We start from the raw sequence: 14177 nt of genomic DNA, 5'->3' as shown, positions 1-14177 counted from the left end.
CCGAGCGCACCCGCTCCGTCGCGACGAACACCCGCCGCCGACGCCGTCACGACAGGTAAAGGAGTCAGGCCATGGGTCTCGACGACAAGATCAAGAACGCCGCTCAGGACATCGTGGGCAAGGCGAAGGAAGCCATCGGCAACGCGACCGACAACGACAAGCTGGCCGCCGAGGGCAAGGCCGACCAGGTGAAGGCGGATGCCAAGAAGGCCGGCGAGAACGTCAAGGACACCTTCAAGTAATCCGCCACCGCGGACGGGCGGGCATCGGCTTCGGCCGTGCCCGCCCGCGCTCGTTCCGGCGGCGTGTCGGAGGCCGGGGCTAGGCTGGCCGCATGCGGACCCGAGGCGACATCGAGTGCTGGCTCACCGACATGGACGGCGTTCTCGTCCACGAGAACACCCCGATCGCGGGAGCGTCCGAGTTGCTCGCGCAGTGGCGCTCCGAGGGCACCCCGTTCCTCGTGCTGACCAACAACTCGATCTTCACCCCGCGCGACCTCAGCGCGCGGCTGCGGGCCTCCGGCCTGGTCGTGCCCGAGGCGTCGATCTGGACGTCGGCGCTCGCGACGGCCGACTTCCTCAAGTCGCAGATGCCCGGTGGATCCGCCTTCGTCATCGGCGAAGCGGGTCTGACGACGGCCCTGCACGAAGCCGGGTTCATCATGACCGAGACCGCTCCCGACTACGTCGTGGTCGGTGAGACGCGCAACTACTCGTTCGAGGCCATCACCAAGGCCATCCGTTTCATCCGCGGCGGAGCCCGCTTCATCGCGACGAACCCCGACGCCACGGGCCCGTCGACCGAGGGCGTCCTGCCCGCCACGGGGGCCATCGCCGCCCTCATCACCAAGGCGACCGGCAAAGAGCCCTACATCGTGGGCAAGCCGAACCCGATGATGTTCCGCTCGGCGCTCAACCGCATCGGCGCGCACAGCGAGAACACCGGCATGATCGGCGACCGCATGGACACCGACATCGTCGCCGGCATCGAGGCGGGCCTGCACACCGTGCTCGTGCTCACCGGCATCAGCGACCAGCGCGAGATCGAGCGCTACCCCTTCCGCCCCGACGAGATCCTCGGCTCCGTCGCCGAACTCGTGCGCCAGGAGCCCCTCGAGACCGACCTCGCCGACGGCGAAGAGGGCCTCGAAGCGGGTCTCTGAGCCGCCCCACCGAGAGGACGACCGCATGGACGACCGCACGCTCTGGCTGATCGTCGCCTTCTTCATCACGCTGGGAACGCTCGTCGCGTTCGTGGTGCAGTGGAGACGGTCGCGCCGCGGCGGCGGGGGCCGCGATCCGTTCGATGGGCCGGGGCCGGGAGACGACTCGCCCTGAGGGCGGGATCGAGGCGGCGCGCCGGGTGCCCGGCATCCGTGGGTCGGACCGCGTCAGGAGACAGGCGGCGCCACCGACTCACGCCTCGGCGGCGTGTTCGCGTCGTGGGCCCCGTTCTCGTGACGGGCGCGGACGGGCGGCGCGGCGATCCGACTACTGCGGCGCGAGCCCCAGGTCGTCGAGGTCGACCGAGGCGAGCCACTGCAGGCCCTCGGCCTCGATCGCGGCCTGTGCGCCGGTCTTGCGATCGACGATCACGGCGACGGCCACGACCTCCGCACCCTCGCGGCGCAGCGCCTCGACGGCCTTGAGCGCCGACTGACCGGTGGTGGAGGTGTCTTCGACGACGACGACGCGCTTGCCGACGATGTCGGCCCCCTCGATCTGACGACCGCGGCCGTGGTCCTTCGCCTCTTTGCGCACGACGAACGCGTCGAGCGGACGGCCGGCGTGCACCGACTCGTGCATGACGGCGTTGGCGATGGGGTCGGCGCCGAGCGTGAGCCCGCCGACGGCGACGACGCCGTCGAGGTCTTTGACGAGGTCGAGCACGAGACGCCCGATCGCGGGGGCGGCACGGTGGTCGAGGGTGAGCTTTCGCATGTCGACGTAGTACGTCGCCTTCTTGCCGCTCGAGAGGGTGAAGTCGCCGTGGAACACCGCCTCGTCGGAGATGAGGCGGATGAGCGCCTGACGGTCGGCTTCGAGCTCGGGAGTGGAGGCGGTGGTCACGGCGTCGAGTCTAGAGGGGCGGGCACACGGCGGGCGGGCACGGGGGCGTCGCGGGGTGACCGTGTGGCACCTGTCGCACGCTCATCGATGTCGGTGCACGAAAGTAGGCTGGATGCCATGCGCCTGGCCACCTGGAACGTCAACTCCATCCGCGCCCGCGTCACCCGCACCGTCGAGTTCTGCGTGCGCGAGCACATCGACGTGCTGGCGATGCAGGAGATCAAGTGCAAGACCGAGCAGTTCCCCTACGCCGCGTTCGAAGAGGCGGGGTATCACGTCGCCGCGCACGGCCTGAATCAGTGGAACGGCGTCGCGATCGCCAGCCGCGAGCCCCTCGAGGACGTCGAGATCGGATTCCCCGGCATGCCCGGTTTCGAGAAGGGCAAAGAGGGCCCCGATCTTCCCCAGGAAGCCCGGGCCATCGGTGCGACCGTGGGCGGCGTGCGCGTCTGGAGCCTGTACGTGCCCAACGGGCGCGGGCTCGACGACCCGCACTTCACGTACAAGCTCGACTGGCTCGACAAGCTCCGTCAGTACACCGCCGACACCCTCGCGGGCGACCCCGACCTGCCCCTCGCGCTGACGGGCGACTTCAACATCGCGCCCACCGATGCCGACAACGGCGACCCGACGATCGTGCAGGGCGCGAGCACGCACGTCTCTCCCGCGGAGCGGGCGGCGTTCTCCGCCTTCGAGACGGCCGGACTCACCGACGTCGTGCGGCCCCTCCTCCCCACCGGTTACACGTATTGGGACTACAAGCAGCTGCGCTTCCCCCGCAACGAGGGGCTCCGCATCGACTTCATCCTCGGCTCGCGGGCCTTCGCCGACGCCGTGCAGGGCGCCGAGATCCACCGCAACGAACGCAAGGGCGAGGTTCCGAGCGATCATGTTCCCGTGGTGGCCGATCTCGACCTCTCGGGCGCCGACGATGACGACGACCTGCCGATGATCTTCGGCTGAGCGCCGGCTCAGCGGGCACCCGACCGCTCGGGCGGCGGCGCGGCATCGAACGCGCGCACCGGAATCTTCTCCGTGCCGCCGCGGGCTCTGATTCCGGGGCACTCCCGCGATTCCGCGCCGCACCACGTCCGCGGCATCCGGAAATTCTCTCGGCCCCTGACGATTCCGCCCGGCGCCGTTCGACGCGATAGTAGGGGAAGGCATTCGCTCCCCCTCAGATCGCTCGCGAGAGCACCCACGAGAAGAGTCCACGATGAAGTTCATGCTGATCATGCGCGGCACCGACGAGGCGTACGCGGCGTACAAAGAGATCCCCTTCGAGCAGGTCATCAACGAGATGGGCGCGTACAACGAGTCCATGATCACCGCGGGCGTGCTCGTCGCCGGCGACGGTCTGGCCGAGGACATGAGCGCCAACTTCGTCGTCGAGTTCGGCGGCGAGGAGCCGGTCGTCACCGACGGCCCGTACGGCGAGACGCACGAGCTGTTCAACGGCTTCTGGATCATCGAGGTGTCGACGCGCGACGAGGCCGTCGAGTGGGCCCGGCGCGCACCGCTCATCGCCGGCAACAAGCTCGAGGTGCGTCGCGTGACCGACGAGACCGACTTCGCGGCGTTCGCCGACAACGAGTACATCCAGAAAGAGGAGGGCTGGCGCGAAGACCAGTCCTCGCGCTGACCACCGCGGTGAACACCGACGTCTCGCGTCGCGTCGTTCGGGGCGCCTTCTGTGCATCGGGGCGTGCATCGTCCGCCCCAGTGCACAGAACGCGCCCCACACCCCTGACCGCCCCGCGCCGGAACGACGGCGGGGCCGGAGCGAACCCCGACCCCGCCGTGATGCCCGATCGTCAGGCCGCGGGGACCTCGGCGGGCGCGGTGCGCTCGATGAGCGTCACGAGCGCCTCGATGATCGATCGGAGGAACGCGGCCGTGCCCTCGTCGGTCACCGTACCGTCGTCCTCGAAGAGGCCGGGGGTCGACTGGATGTAGCCCTCGGGCTGCCCCAGGACGAGGGCGTTGTAGTGCAGGAGCACGGAGCGCAGGTGCTGCTGGCCCGCGGCGGTTGCGACGCCGCCCTGCGAGGTGCCGATGACGGCGGTCGGCTTGTCGTTGAACGACGCCTCGCCGTAGGGGCGGGCCGACCAGTCGAGGGCGTTCTTGAGCACGCCGGGGATGGAGCGGCTGTACTCGGGGGTGACGATGAACATGCCGTCTGCGTCTTCGATGGACTTCTTGAACTCCGTCGCCACCTCGGGGAAGTTGCCGTCGTAGTCGGGCGAGTAGAAGGGGAGGTCCTTGATCGGGATCTCCTTCAGGGTCACGCCCGCGGGGGCGACCTTCTCGAGCGCCTTCGCGAGACGGCGGTTGATCGAGGTGCTGGAGATGCTTCCGACGATGTAGCCGATCGTGTACTCGGTCACGGTGATCCTCTCTGGGATGACGGGGGCGCCGAACGCCCAGGTTCATTCACGTGCAAGGATCGTAAACGCCCCGGTATTCCCCGGGTCGCGTGCTCCGTCGCGCGGGGGATGCGTGTGCCGCGGCTCACCCCTACCGTGGAGGGATGCCCCGGCTCACCCGCACCCAGCAGCGCAACGACATCGTGCTCGCGGTCGTGCTGCTGCTCGGCGGGCTGCTCAGCGCGGTGCTGTCGTCGGTCTCGGGCATCTACGGCGACCAGCAGGGCTCGCTCGCGATCGCCCTCGGGTACGTCGCCGTGCTCGCGATCCCGCTGGCGTTCCGCCGACGCTGGCCGTCGGTGGCGGCGGTCGTCGTCTCGGTCGCGTACTTCTTCGCCGTGACGTTCCGCATTCCCGAGCTGTACGCCGGCAACATCGCGATGTTCATCGCGCTGTACACCGTGGGCGCCTGGGAGCCCCACCGTCGCCGCGCCACGATCGTGCGGGTCGCGATCATCGTCGGCATGTTCGCGTGGCTGTTCGTGGTCATGTTCCAAGACGCCACGCAGCCCGTCGATCCGGCCGTCGAGGGCGCGTTCTCGCGCGCCGGAGCCTTCTCGCCCTTCGTGGCCTACCAGCTGCTGATGATCGGCGTGAACGCCCTCTACTTCGGCGGCGCCTACTACTTCGGCAACCGCACGTTCCAGCAGATGCGTCAGCGCGCCGCGCTCGAGGAGCGTACGGCCGAACTCGAGGCCGAGCGCGAGGTCACGGCGGCGCAGGCCGTCGCCCTCGACCGCGTGCGCATCGCGCGCGAACTGCACGACGTCGTCGCGCACCACGTGTCGCTCATGGGGGTGCAGGCGGGCGTCGCCCGGTCACTGCTCGCCCGAGACCCCGACAAGACGCGCGAGGTGCTGGCGGGCATCGAGGTGTCGGCGCGCACGTCGCTGCACGAGCTGCGTCAGCTGCTCGAGACCCTCCGCACCCCCGGCAGCGAGGCGGCCCCCGACACCGCGCCGACCACGCACGGATTGACGTCGATCTCGGCGCTGGTCGACGAGGCCTCCGCCGCCGGACTGCCCACCACCCTCACGATCATCGGGAAGCCCACGCGCGATCCGGCGCCTCTGGTGCAGGTCAACCTGTACCGCATCGCCCAGGAGGCCCTCACGAACGCACGTCGGCACGCCGGCCCCCGTGCCACCGCCGACGTGCGCCTGCGATTCGATCCGGATGCCATCGAGCTCGAGGTCGCGAACACGGGGCGCGCCGGGTCGGCGGCGTCGGGGCTCGGCCAGCTCGGCATGCGCGAGCGCGCGGCCGTCTCGGGCGGAACGATCGACATCGGCCCGCGCTCGCGCGGCGGGTACCTCGTGCGCGTGCGCGTCCCGGTCGTGGACGCCGAGGTGGCGCATGTCTGAGCTGAGGGTGCTGCTGGTCGACGACCACGCGATGATGCGCGCGGGCTTCCGCACCATCCTGTCGCTCGAAGACGACATCACCGTCGTCGGCGAGGCGGCGTCGGGGGTCGAGGCCCTCGCCGCGGCGCGCGCGCTGCGTCCCGACGTGATCTGCATGGACGTGCAGATGCCCGACATGGACGGCCTCGACGCCACACGCCGACTCACCGCCGACCCCGGCTCCGACGCCGCGATCCTCATCGTGACGACCTTCGACCGCGACGACTACCTCTTCGCCGCCCTCGCCGCCGGCGCCAGCGGGTTCCTGCTGAAGAACGCCGGTCCCGAGGAGCTCGTCGCGGCCGTGCGGATCGTGGGTGCCGGCGACGCCCTGCTCGCCCCCGAAGTCACCCGTCGGGTCATCGAACGCTTCGCCACCGGTGCGCCCGAGCCGGCGGCATCCCCTCTTCCGGTCCCCCCGCCCGCTCTCGCCGAGTCCCTCACGGAGCGGGAGTCGGAGGTGCTGCGGCTGGTCGCCGAGGCCCTGAGCAACGCCGAGATCGCCGCCCGCCTGTTCATCGGCGAAGCGACGGTGAAGACGCACGTGTCGAACGTGCTGCAGAAGCTCGGCGCGCGCGACCGCGTGCAGGCCGTGGTGCTGGCGCATCGGCACGGCCTGGCCTGAGCTGCCCCCACCGGTCCCCCGCGAGGGGGAGCCGCCCGACCCTCCCCAGGGCGGAGGCGCCGGACACCCGCCCTCCGTAGCGTGGGACGCACCGAGAAGAAGGGACGCACCGTGCTCGAGCTGGACGGCATCACCAAGAGGTACGGCGACCGCCGTGTGCTCGACGACGTGAGCTTCGGGGTATCCCCCGGGCGACTCACGGGATTCGTCGGCGGCAACGGCGCCGGCAAGACGACCACCATGCGCATCGCCCTGGGTGTGCTGGCGAAGGACGGCGGCACGGTGGCGCTGAACGGCGCGCCCCTGACCACCGCCGACCGGCGCGGCTTCGGGTACATGCCCGAGGAGCGCGGGCTCTACCCGAAGATGAAGGTCGCCGAGCACATCGCGTACCTCGCTCGCCTACACGGCTTCGGCAAGGCCGAGGCGAACGAGAAGGCCACCGCCCTGCTCGAGCGGCTCGGACTCGGCGAGCGCCTCGGCGATCTCGTCGAGACCCTGTCGCTCGGCAACCAGCAGCGCGCGCAGATCGCCGCCTCGCTCGTGCACGAGCCCGACGTGCTCATCCTCGACGAGCCGTTCTCGGGCCTCGACCCGCTGGCTGTCGACGTGGTCGCCGGCGTGCTGCAGGAGAAGGCGGCGGCGGGCGCCGCGGTGCTCTTCTCGTCGCACCAGCTCGATGTCGTCGAGCGCCTCTGCGACGACCTCGTCATCATCGCCGGCGGCACGATCCGCGCGGCGGGCACGCGCGACGAACTGCGCGCCCAGCACGCCACCCACCGGTACGAGCTGGTGTCGCGCGGCGACGCCGGCTGGCTGCGCGACGAGCCCGGCATCACGGTGCTCGATTTCGACGGCGGCTACGCCCTGTTCGACGCCGACGACGACAGCGCCGCTCAACGCGTGCTGCGGGGCGCGGTGTCGCGGGGCGACGTCGTCAGCTTCGCGCCCCAGCGTCCCACCCTCGCCGAGATCTTCAAGGAGGTCATCCAGTGAGCACCTCGTCGCCCACTCCCCGTCACGCTCCCAGCGAGCTGCAGAGCGTCTGGCTCGTCGCCGAGCGCGAGATCGGGTCGAAGCTGCGCAGCAAGTCCTTCGTCATCTCGACCGCCATCCTCGTCGTCGCGGCCCTCGCCTCGGTGATCTGGGGCGGGTTCGCCGCCAGCAACGCCAGCGGCAGCGGCATCCCCGTCGCCGTCACCGCCCAGACGCAGAGCGCCGTGTCGAGCCTCGACGGGCTCGAGGTCACCGTCGCCGCCGACGACGGTGCCGCGACCGCCCTCGTCGAGGACGGGACGGTGGATGCCGCCCTGGTCTCGGGCTCGTCGGATGCCGCGTTCGACTACACCGTCGTGGTGAAGGACAGCGTGCCCTCGACCTTGCTGCAGATGCTGAGCGAGACCCCGCCCGTGCAGGAGCTCGAACCGGGTGCGGGAGCGGCGAGCGCGCTGCGCTACCTCATCGCCCTCGGCTTCGGCCTGGTGTTCCTCATCGCCGCCTCGACCTTCGGCGGCACGATCGCGCAGAGCGTGGTGGAAGAGAAGCAGACGCGCGTGGTCGAGATCCTCATCTCGGCGATCCCCGTGCGCACCCTGCTCGCCGGCAAGGTGCTGGGCAACACGGTGCTCGCGATGGCGCAGATCGTGCTGCTGGCGGCCGTGGCCGTCATCGGTCTCGCCGTCACGGATCAGGCCGGGGTGCTGAGCGCCCTCGGGGCACCGATCGCCTGGTTCGCGATCTTCTTCCTCTTCGGGTTCGTGCTGCTGGCGGCGCTGTTCGCCGCGGCGGCCGCGATGGTCTCGCGCCAGGAGGACATCGGCGCCACGACCACCCCCATCACCATGCTGATCATGGCGCCGTACTTCCTGGTGATCTTCTTCAACGACAACCCGGTCGTGCTGACGGTCATGTCGTACGTGCCGTTCTCAGCACCGGTGGGGATGCCGCTGCGCATGTACCTCGGCGACGCACAGTGGTGGGAGCCCGTGCTCTCGCTGCTCATCCTGCTCGTCTCGTGCATCGCGGCCATCGGCGTCGGCTCGCGCATCTACCGCAACTCGCTGCTGCGCATGGGCGCACGCGTCAAGCTGGCGGAGGCGCTGAAGGGCTGATCGAGCGGCTCACGTCGGAGGGGGATGGATGCCAGGGGTTCGGCATCCATCCCCCTCTTCGCGCCGCACCACCCGGTCTCGGCGCCGTCACTCCTCGAGCACGGCGAGCACGTTGCCCGCCGGGTCGCGGAACCAGGCGATGAGCGGACCGCCCGCGCGCATGATGCCGCGCTCATCGGTGGGGATATCGGCGTCGGGGTAGATCTTGGTGTCGACGCCGCGGGAACGCAGGTCGTCGACGGCGGCCTCGACGTCGGCGACGGGGAAGTTCAGCACCGTGAACGTGGCGGGCTCGTGATGGGGTTTGCCGTAGACGAGCACGCTCCCGCCCGATCCGAGCTGGAGCGAGAGGAAGCCCGTGTCCTCGAACACCTCCACCGTCAGGCCGAGGGTGTCGGCGTAGAACCGGCGGGCCGCGTCGAGGTCGTCGACGGCGAAACCCGAGAAGGCACCGGCGGGATCGAACATGATCGTGCTCCTTCGTTCAGCGCGCCACGAAGGCCGTGACGCTGTCGGACAGGCGGATCGGGATGCCGTCGATCACCGACCGCACCGGCTCCCCGATCGCGACGGTGAGTTTCTCGTCGACGCCGAAGACCGCGGCCCCCGTCTGCGCGCCGCTCGCGCACCCCGCCGACCACGGACTGTTGTCCGTCGAGGTGAAGGTCGCGATGCAGCGCCCGTCGCCGTCGTCGGGTTGCGCGAGGTAGATGCGGAAGTCGCTCACCGTCGCGATGTAGCGCGTGCTGGCGGGGTCGATGCCGCTGTCGCGCAGGATGTCGGCCGAGATCACGTCTTCGACCGTCTGCGGGAACGTCAGCTCGGGCAGGCTCGCCGCCGCGGGGTCCGGGGTCGCGGCGGTCGAGGGCACGGCCGACAGCCCCGCGCCGATCGCGGCGCCGACGCCGAGCAGGGCGAGGGCGCCGACCGCGGCGAGCGCCCACCGCAGGGCGGGGCGCGGTAAGCGGGCATCGGCGTCCGCGGGCTCGGCGCCCTCGGGCGCGGCATCCGGGGTCGGGTCGTCCGACGCGTCGGGGTCGCGCCGGGGCGCACGCTCGGGCTCGCCGCTCCCGGTGCGGCGTACCCGCTCTTCGAGCTCGCCGAGGCGCTCGATCATCGCCGGCGTCGCGGCGGCGCCGTCGGCACCGTAGACCCGCTCGCGCAGGTGCCGCAGCTCGACGTCGTCGTCCATGCGTTGACTCTAGAGCCGCGCCGGGGCGGCGGGGGCGGGAAGCCGGGTCGAGACCATCGGGGCCTCCGCGACGTCAGGCGCGCGCCGTGCAGGTCGAGCGACCCGACGCCGCGACAAGATCAGGCGCCGGGGCGCGGCGCCGTCGCATCCAGCGCGTCGGCCGCCCCCACCAGCGCGAGGTGCGACAGCGCCTGCGGGGTGTTGCCGACCTGGTGACCGGTGGTGGGGTCGTACTCCTCCGACAGCAGGCCGAGGTCGTTCGCGACGGCGGTGAGCCGGTGCATCAGCGTCACGGCCTCGTCGCGGCGACCGCTGTGCGCGTACTGCCCGACCAGCCAGAAGGAACAGGCGAGGAACGGATGCTCGTCCCCGGTGAGGCCGTCGACACCCGTCGTGCGGTAGCGCAGCAGCCACCCATCGGGCATGAGCGTCTCTTCCATGCGGGCGACGGTGGCGAGCATGCGGGGGTCGTCGTACGCGCAGAACCCCACCTGGGGCAGCACCAGCAGCGAGGCGTCGACCTCGTCGGTGCCGAAGTGCTGCGTGAACCATCCGCCCTGGTGCACCCCGTGCGCGTCGATGTCGGCGCGGACCCGATCGCGCAGGGTGCGCCAGGTGTCGACGTCGCCGTCGCGCCCGCCCTCTTCGACGGCGCGGATGCCGCGATCGAACGCCGCCCACACCATCGCCCGCGAGTGGGTGAAGAAGTGCGGCTCGCCGCGCATCTCCCAGATGCCCAGGTCGGGCCGGTCGACCTCGCTCGCGAGCTGGTCGAGCAACGCCCGCTGCAGAGACCACGAGAACGTCGTCTCTTCGACGCCGGCGTTCCGCGCCGCCTCGAGCGCCACCATCACCTCACCGATCACGTCGGCCTGGTACTGGTCGACGGCGCCGTTGCCGATGCGCACGGGGGCTGCTCCCCCGTAGCCGGGGAGGCTGGTGATCTCGCGCTCCGGCAGATCGCGCTCGCCCGCGATGCCGTACATGATCTGCACGTCGGCGGGGTCCCCGGCGATCGCCCTCAGCAACCAGGTGCGCCAGCGCTGCGCGGCGTCGAGGTAGCCGTGGTCGATGTACGCGCTCAGGGTGAGGGCCGCGTCGCGCAGCCAGACGTAGCGGTAGTCCCAGTTGCGCGAGCCTCCGAACGCCTCGGGCAGCGAGGTCGTGGCCGCGGCGACGATGCCGCCCGTCTCGGAGTGCGTGAGCGCGCGCAGCACCATGAGGGAACGGGTGACGAGGGCGGCGTGGGTGCCGGCGGACTGCACGCGGTCGGCCCACGACGACCACCACTCACGCGTGCGCTCCAGCGCCGCCGACACGTCGAACGATGCGGGCGGGTCCTGCCACGACGGCCCCCACGACAGGACCGAGTCGACGCGGTGGCCGGGGCTCGTCGTCCACCGGCCGCGGTGGACGGTGCCGACGGCGATGAGGCGGGGACCCCGCAGGGTCACGGCGTCGGGACCGGCGACGGCGAGGATCGCGTGCTCGTCGGCGTGGCCGATCTGCCGCACCCAGGGCACGGCGCGGGCGTAGTCGAAGCGCAGACGCACCTCGCTGACGAAGTCGACCTGGCCCGAGACCCCGACCACGCGGCGGATGACCGCCTCGACCCCCTCGTCGACGGGCATGGCGTCGTACACTTCGGCGACGCCGGTCTCGGTCTCCCAGCGGGTGACGAGCACGAACGTGTCGCCGTCGTACCGACGCGTCGCACGCGCCTCGGGGTCGGCCGGGCGCAACGACCACGCGCCGTGCGACTCGTCGCCGAGCAGCGCGTTGAACATCGAGCCGCTGTCGTACCGCGGCAGGCAGAGCCAGTCGATGCTCCCTCGCGAGGAGACGAGGGCGGCAGACCGGCAGTTGCTGAGGACGGCGTAGTCCTCGATCGGAGTCGTCACCCTCGGATCATGGCAGCAAACACCCGCATCGCACCTATGGGCTCCATGAGTGGCATCCCTCGGTCATCCGCAAGGGCGGGGCGAGGTCGGAAGGTGTCGCTACGCTGAGCGGCATGGCGGCGGACACCACCCTGATCATCCTGGGCGCTTCAGGCGACCTCACTTCTCGACTGCTCCTCCCGGCCCTGGGCCAACTGCTCGTGCGCGAGCCCGGGCGGTCGGTGCGCCTGCACGGCGCGGGAATGGACGACTGGACCGACGAGCACTGGCGCGAGGTGGTGCACCGGGCGTTCCAGACGATGGACGCCGAGGCTGCTTTCGACTCGGTCTCGGCCACGACCTACTCCCGAGCCGACATCACGAAGGCCGCCGACCTGCAGCAGCTGCTCGACGACGCCGAGGGGCGTCCGGCGCTGTACTTCGCCGTCCCGCCGGCCGTGGCCGAGAAGTCGTGCCTCGCGCTGAGCGACGTGACCATTCCCGAGGGAACGATCCTCGCGCTCGAGAAGCCGTTCGGCACCGACGAGGCCAGCGCGCACAAGCTCAACCAGCAGCTGGCGACGCTCGTTCCCGAGGACCAGGTCTTCCGCATCGACCACTTCCTCGGGCGTTCCACGGTGCTCAACCTGCTCGGCGCGCGCTTCGCCAACCGCATCATCGAGAGCGTGTGGTCGGCCGACGACATCGCGTCGATCACCGTCGACTTCCCCGAGAAGCTCGGCCTCGAGGGCCGCGCGGGGTATTACGACTCCGCCGGCGCGCTCGTCGACATGATCCAGAGCCACCTGCTGCAGGTCATGGCCTTCGTCACGATGGAGCCGCCCTCCACCCTCGACCAGCTCGACCTGCGCGATGCCACCTCGGCGGTGCTGCGGGCGACCCACGTGCTCGACGACGACCCGGTGAAGAACTCCCGGCGCGCGCGGTACACGGCGGGCGACGTCGGCGACCGCCACTTCCCCTCGTACGTCGACGAGCCGGGCGTCGATGCGTCGCGCGGCACCGAGACACTGGCCGAGATGACCGTCGAGGTGCGCACCGCCCGCTGGCAGGGGGTGCCGATCACACTGCGGTCGGGCAAGGCGCTGGATGCCGGAGACCCGGCCGCGACCGTCACCTTCAAGCCCGTGCGGCACCTTCCCGGCGGCTTCGTCGGCGAGAGCGACCCGTCGGTGCTCGTCTTCTCACTCGGCCCCGACACGATGAGCCTGGGGCTCAACGTCAACGGCGCCGACGACCCCCTCGAACTCGAGCGGGTGACGCTGGCCGCCGACCTCGGCGTCGGCGGACTGAAGGCGTACGGCGAAGTGCTCTCGGGCATCCTCGACGGCGACGCCATGCTCGCGGTGCGCGCCGACGCGGCCGAGCAGTGCTGGCGCATCGTGCAGCCCGTCATCGACGCGTGGCGCCAGAACCGGGTGCCGCTCGATGAGTATCCGGCGGGTTCCACGGGCCCCGAGTCCTGGAAGCTGTGACGCCGAGGGGCTGAGGTCCCGTCGGGGCACCTCGCCGCGGCGCCGCCGCGTGCACGACGGCGGGGCCGGGGCAGACACGCCGGGGTACCGGCATCCCGAACCGGCGTGTTGCGGCCTGGCCCCGCCGTTGTGCACGGCTACCGGGACCGAGGCTGGACGACCCATACCGTCACGAGGGAACACGAAAGAGGCCGGGTGTGTTCAATGGTGGAGGTCAATGGCGACCGGATCTGTCCCCGTTCTCAGGAGTAGCCATGTCCCTCACCCTCGACCGCACCGCGCCCACCGACGCTCCGATCCTCGGCGTGCTCGCCGAGCGTTGGAGCACCCGCGTCTTCGACCCCGAGACGCCGATCGACGAGACCGCGCTGCGCTCCGCCCTCGAGGCCGCCCGCTGGGCACCCTCGGGCATGAACCACCAGCCCTGGCGCCTGATCCTCGCCCGTCGCGGTTCGGCGGCGCACGAGAAGATCGTGTCGGCCCTCATGGGCTTCAACCAGGCCTGGGCCCCCGCCGCCGGCGCCCTGCTCGTCGTGCTCGCCGAGCACGAGACCGCCGAGGGCGACGCGCGCCCGTGGGCGCTCTACGACGCCGGCCAGGCCGCCGCGCACTTCACCGTGCAGGCACACGCCGAGGGTCTCGCGACGCACCAGATGGGCGGCTTCGTGGCCGACGACCTGCGTGCCGCCTTCGACATCGAGGCGCGCTTCACCCCCGTCACCGTGATCGCGGTCGGCGCTCTCGGCGACATCGACGCCGCCGAAGAGGGCCTGCGCCAGCGCGAGCTCGCTCCCCGCGAGCGCCGCTCCGTGGCGGAGTCGCTGCTCGTCGACGACTGAGCGACCCACCCGCGGCGAACGCCCGTCGCACCGGGACCCCGCTGAGGGTCGTCCCGGTGCGGCGGGCGTTCCTCATGGCGTCGGCGCACGGCCGACGCGCTCTGCCGACGCCCTCTTGCGCAGAAACGCTCAT

The 14177-nt window shown here is 71.1% G+C and carries 16 protein-coding genes; 11 read left to right on the top strand and 5 right to left on the bottom strand.

What is annotated here, in order from left to right:
* The first annotated feature begins 71 nt into the window (after window positions 1–71).
* From IFR11_RS10530 to IFR11_RS10520, 3 genes are all read left to right on the top strand, one after another.
* On the top strand, window positions 72–242 hold the full coding sequence (locus IFR11_RS10530; protein ID WP_055832729.1) for a CsbD family protein: 171 nt from the start codon (window positions 72–74) through the stop codon (window positions 240–242).
* A 92-nt stretch (window positions 243–334) separates the two neighbouring features.
* A complete protein-coding gene (locus tag IFR11_RS10525) occupies window positions 335–1165 on the top strand; it encodes an HAD-IIA family hydrolase (protein ID WP_191916117.1) in 831 nt (276 codons plus the stop codon).
* A gap of 25 nt (window positions 1166–1190) precedes the next feature.
* A complete protein-coding gene (locus tag IFR11_RS10520) occupies window positions 1191–1340 on the top strand; it encodes a hypothetical protein (protein WP_156458661.1) in 150 nt (49 codons plus the stop codon).
* Between the two features lie 153 nt (window positions 1341–1493).
* On the opposite strand, the gene pyrE is transcribed toward IFR11_RS10520, so the two are convergent.
* Complete coding sequence (gene pyrE, locus IFR11_RS10515; RefSeq protein WP_055832727.1) at window positions 1494–2072, bottom strand: orotate phosphoribosyltransferase; 579 nt, start codon at window positions 2070–2072, stop codon at window positions 1494–1496.
* Between the two features lie 117 nt (window positions 2073–2189).
* On the opposite strand from pyrE, the gene IFR11_RS10510 reads away from it, so the two are divergent.
* Window positions 2190–3035 carry an exodeoxyribonuclease III gene (locus IFR11_RS10510; RefSeq protein WP_055934866.1) on the top strand — a complete coding sequence of 282 codons (846 nt, stop codon included), beginning with the start codon at window positions 2190–2192 and terminating at the stop codon, window positions 3033–3035.
* A 253-nt stretch (window positions 3036–3288) separates the two neighbouring features.
* A complete protein-coding gene (locus tag IFR11_RS10505; protein WP_191916116.1) occupies window positions 3289–3714 on the top strand; it encodes a YciI family protein in 426 nt (141 codons plus the stop codon).
* A 172-nt stretch (window positions 3715–3886) separates the two neighbouring features.
* Here IFR11_RS10505 and IFR11_RS10500 read toward each other — a convergent pair whose 3' ends face one another.
* Entirely contained in the window at window positions 3887–4459 is a 573-nt protein-coding gene (locus tag IFR11_RS10500; protein ID WP_055832724.1) for an NADPH-dependent FMN reductase, read from the bottom strand.
* A 143-nt stretch (window positions 4460–4602) separates the two neighbouring features.
* On the opposite strand from IFR11_RS10500, the gene IFR11_RS10495 reads away from it, so the two are divergent.
* From IFR11_RS10495 to IFR11_RS10480, 4 genes are all read left to right on the top strand, one after another.
* Window positions 4603–5862, top strand: a complete 1260-nt coding sequence (locus tag IFR11_RS10495; RefSeq protein ID WP_055832723.1) for a sensor histidine kinase — start codon at window positions 4603–4605, stop codon at window positions 5860–5862.
* A complete protein-coding gene (locus IFR11_RS10490) occupies window positions 5855–6526 on the top strand; it encodes a response regulator (RefSeq protein ID WP_055832722.1) in 672 nt (223 codons plus the stop codon). Before IFR11_RS10495 ends, IFR11_RS10490 begins: the two co-directional genes overlap by 8 nt.
* Window positions 6527–6637: 111 nt before the next feature.
* Window positions 6638–7522, top strand: a complete 885-nt coding sequence (locus IFR11_RS10485) for an ATP-binding cassette domain-containing protein (RefSeq protein WP_191916115.1) — start codon at window positions 6638–6640, stop codon at window positions 7520–7522.
* Window positions 7519–8637, top strand: coding sequence for an ABC transporter permease (locus tag IFR11_RS10480; RefSeq protein WP_191916114.1), 1119 nt, complete (start codon window positions 7519–7521; stop codon window positions 8635–8637). The genes IFR11_RS10485 and IFR11_RS10480 overlap by 4 nt, the downstream gene beginning before the upstream one ends.
* A gap of 87 nt (window positions 8638–8724) precedes the next feature.
* On the opposite strand, the gene IFR11_RS10475 is transcribed toward IFR11_RS10480, so the two are convergent.
* The 3 genes from IFR11_RS10475 to IFR11_RS10465 form a co-directional block, all read right to left on the bottom strand.
* Window positions 8725–9105, bottom strand: a complete 381-nt coding sequence (locus tag IFR11_RS10475) for a VOC family protein (RefSeq protein ID WP_055934881.1) — start codon at window positions 9103–9105, stop codon at window positions 8725–8727.
* 16 nt (window positions 9106–9121) lie between these two features.
* The gene (locus IFR11_RS10470; protein ID WP_070409033.1) at window positions 9122–9829 is read right to left on the bottom strand and encodes a hypothetical protein; all 708 of its coding nucleotides are present in this window, start codon (window positions 9827–9829) and stop codon (window positions 9122–9124) included.
* Between the two features lie 119 nt (window positions 9830–9948).
* On the bottom strand, window positions 9949–11730 hold the full coding sequence (locus IFR11_RS10465; protein ID WP_191916113.1) for a glycoside hydrolase family 15 protein: 1782 nt from the start codon (window positions 11728–11730) through the stop codon (window positions 9949–9951).
* Window positions 11731–11843: 113 nt separating this feature from the next.
* Here IFR11_RS10465 and IFR11_RS10460 point away from each other — a divergent pair, with 113 nt between their 5' ends.
* Window positions 11844–13205, top strand: coding sequence for a glucose-6-phosphate dehydrogenase (locus tag IFR11_RS10460; RefSeq protein ID WP_191916112.1), 1362 nt, complete (start codon window positions 11844–11846; stop codon window positions 13203–13205).
* A gap of 254 nt (window positions 13206–13459) precedes the next feature.
* The gene (locus IFR11_RS10455) at window positions 13460–14044 is read left to right on the top strand and encodes a nitroreductase family protein (protein ID WP_191916111.1); all 585 of its coding nucleotides are present in this window, start codon (window positions 13460–13462) and stop codon (window positions 14042–14044) included.
* The last annotated feature ends 133 nt before the right edge of the window (window positions 14045–14177 follow it).

Source organism: Microbacterium sp. CFBP 8801 (assembly GCF_014839455.1).
GTDB lineage: Bacteria > Actinomycetota > Actinomycetes > Actinomycetales > Microbacteriaceae > Microbacterium.
This window is presented reverse-complemented; position numbering and strand designations above follow the sequence as displayed.